Source organism: Arthrobacter sp. Dra40 (assembly GCF_059091905.1).
On sequence record NZ_JBNHHB010000373.1, the window covers coordinates 1 to 3,239 of the forward strand.

Sequence of the window (3,239 nt, forward strand, 5' to 3'; positions counted from 1 at the left end):
GGCCGGCTGTCCGCCGGGGCTGGCGAAGCGGGGAACGGGCTATCGGGCCTGGCAGACGGCCGCTAAAGTGTGCCCACCGGCCCGAGTACTTGCTCACCGGCCCAAGCACGGGAGGGCGGCATGGCAGTTGACGCAAACGGCAGTTCCGGCCATGTGGTGCTGCTCGGCGATTCGGTGTTCGACAACGCTGCCTATGTTGCCGGAGGGCCCGACGTCGTCACGCACGTTCGAGGGCTGCTGCCGCGCGGGTGGCAGGCCACCCTGCTGGCCGTCGACGGTGCCGTCATTTCCGGCGTCACCGACCAGCTCCGCTCGCTGCCGCGGGACGCCACGCACCTGGTGGTCAGCGTCGGCGGCAACGATGCGCTGGGCTTCGCTTACTTGCTTAATGAACCGGTCGGGTCCGCGGCTCAGGCTTTTGCCCTGTTCGCCGACGCCCAGGACGGGTTCGCAGCGGGCTACGCGGCAATGCTGGAAGCGGCGGCGGCACAAGGTTTGCCGGTCGCGGCCTGCACCATCTACGACACCCCTCCGTCGGGCCCGGACCAACCGATCATCAGGTCGGCGGCAGCCCTGTTCAACGACCGCATCACCCGTGAAGTCTTCGCCCGCGGGATGTCCCTGCTGGACCTGCGGCTCGTATGCTCCGAGGACGGCGACTATGCCAACCCGATCGAGCCCTCGGTGCAAGGAGGCCGGAAGATCGCACAGGCCATCTGCGCCTTTTTGTTCCGGGACCGGACCGCCCCTCGGTCCACCGTCGTCGGTGCCTGAGGCGGCCGTCAACATCCGGCTGCGAGAGCTACTGGTGTGACGGCTCCGTGCCCACGGCCGCGCCGGTTTCATCCGCCAGCTCCGCACGGCGACGCCCGGCGCCCTTGATGCCAAAGCGGTAGGCCAGGAACAGCAGCCCGATCCACGCGCAGCCCACCAGCAGCGCAACCCGGGTGTCCGGCATGATGCCCAGCAACACCACAATGAACAGCATGAACGCCAGGGCCAGGTAGGACGCGACCGGCCAGAACGGCACCGGGAATTCCGATGCCGGCATCCCCTTCCGCGCAATCTCCCGCTTCATCGCGATGTGCGAGAGCAGGATCATCAGCCAGACCCACACGGTGGCGAAGGTCGCGATCGACGCAACAATCAGGAACAGAGACTCCGGCAGCACAGCATTGAGCACGACGCCGACCAGCAGCACCGCGGCCATCGTCGCCACCGTCATCCACGGCACGCCATGGCGGGAGACCTTCGCAAAGGCTTTGGGCGCATGGCCCTGCTCGGCCAGCCCGTACATCATCCGCCCGGCCCCAAAGGTGTCGGAGTTGATGGCCGAGATGGCAGCGGTGATCACCACGGCGTTGAGGATGTGCGCGGCGGCCGGAATTCCCAGCATGTCGAAGATCTGCACGAACGGGCTGGTGGAACCGTCGATCCGGTCCCACGGCGAGATCATCATCAGCACGCCCAAGGTGCAGACGTAGAAGAGCAGGATCCGAACCGGCACGGTGTTGACCGCACCCGGGATCGCCTTCTTCGGGTTCTCCGCTTCGCCCGCCGTGATGCCGATGGTCTCAATCCCGCCGAACGCGAACATCACAATGGAGAAGGAGGCCAGCAGCCCCCAGAACCCGTTGGCGAAGAAGCCTCCTGACCCCAGCATGGTTTCCAACCCCGGGTTGGCCCCGTCCGGCAACCCGAAGCCGAAGATGATGATCAACGTCCCCCCGGCGATCATGGCAATGATCGCGGCGACCTTGACCAGCGACAGCCAGAACTCGGTCTCGCCGAAAACCCGGACCTTGACCAGATTGATCGCGGCAATGAAGAACACGACGGCGAGGATCCAGATCCAACGCGGCACGTCAGGGAACCAGAAACCCATGTAGATGCCGAACGCCGTGACGTCCGCGATCGCCACAATCGCCATCTCGAACGCGAACGTCCAGCCGGTGATGAACCCGGCGAAGGGACCCAGATAGCGGCTGGCGTACTGCCCGAACGAACCCGAGACGGGGTGCCGCACGGCCATCTCGCCCAGCGCCCGCATCACCAGGAACACGGCGGCCCCGCCGATCGCGTAGGCCAGCAGTACGGCCGGGCCGGCGGCCTGGATCGCGGCGGCCGAGCCGTAGAACAGGCCGGTGCCGATGGCGGAACCGAGGGCCATGAAGCGGATGTGGCGGACAGTCAGGCCACGCGCGAGCGCGGACGCGAAGTGCGGCATCGAAGAAACAACCTTGCTGGAGGGGGAGAGGCCGGCGCTGAAAATGCGGCCAATCAATTCTACGCCCGGCCCGCCTGCTTCAGAGGACGACGGCGGTGCCTGGCCCCGTTCCCAAGCCACCACCTCCGGGACACTCCACGGGCGCAGGATCACGGCGTGCGGCGGTTGCTGCCCTAGATTGCTGGACGCTCCCTTTCATTCAGGGCGGCGGGCAGGTTGTGGTCCGCGCCCCAACTGGCCAGCAGCCGGAGGCGTTCCGCGGAGGGGCTGCCTGGTTCTGCGGTGTAGACCATCAGGACCAGTCCGGGCTCTGCGGTGATCGCGAGTTCTTCATAGGCGAGGGTGAGCTCGCCGACCACCGGATGGTTGAAGCGTTTGGTGCCGGTGCCGTGGGTGCGCACGTCGTGGGCGGCCCACAGCCGGCGGAAGGTATCGCTCTGGGTGGAGAGTTCGCCGACCAGGTCCTGAAGCGTCCGGTCGTGTGGATCGCGGCCCGCTTCCGTGCGCAGGATTCCGACGCACATGCCGGCGAACAGCTCCCAGTCCGGGTAGAAGGACCTGGCGGCCGGGTCGAGGAATTGGAACCGGGCGAGGTTGGGAGTGCGTCCGCCGTCGCCGATCACCGGGGAGTAGAACGCCCGACCCAGCGCATTGGTGGCGAGGAGGTTCTGGTACGGGTCGCGGACAAAAGCAACGCCGTCGGTGATCGCCTCCAGCGCCCACTGCAGGCTCGGCCGGGCCGCCTGTTGCGCCGTCGCCCGCCGGCGAGGGCGGCCGGATGCCGGGATGCCGTCGGCTGCCCGGGCCAGGTCGAACAGGTGGGCGCGTTCGGTGTCGTCGAGCCGGAGTGCCCTGGCCACCGCTTCAAGGACGGACGCCGAGGCCCCGGCGATCGCGCCGCGCTCCAGCTTGGAGTCGTGGACGCCAACACCAACGTGTCGCTGGACGCCGGCAATGGCCAGACGGTGCCCTATTTGGTGTTCGTGGCTCCGGCGCTGCTGGCCACCGCCGC

The 3,239-nt window shown here is 67.6% G+C and carries 3 protein-coding genes; 1 reads left to right on the plus strand and 2 read right to left on the minus strand.

The window, feature by feature from the left end:
- Positions 1-120: 120 nt before the first annotated feature.
- Positions 121-774 carry a GDSL-type esterase/lipase family protein gene (locus tag AC5RWT_RS35970; RefSeq protein ID WP_494084397.1) on the plus strand — a complete coding sequence of 218 codons (654 nt, stop codon included), beginning with the start codon at positions 121-123 and terminating at the stop codon, positions 772-774.
- A gap of 28 nt (positions 775-802) precedes the next feature.
- Here the strand turns inward: AC5RWT_RS35970 and AC5RWT_RS35975 are convergent, their stop codons facing one another.
- Positions 803-2,227, minus strand: coding sequence for an amino acid permease (locus tag AC5RWT_RS35975; RefSeq protein WP_494084398.1), 1,425 nt, complete (start codon positions 2,225-2,227; stop codon positions 803-805).
- Positions 2,228-2,400: 173 nt separating this feature from the next.
- On the minus strand, positions 2,401-3,239 hold an 839-nt coding region (locus AC5RWT_RS35980; protein ID WP_494084399.1), incomplete at its 5' end, for an MmyB family transcriptional regulator.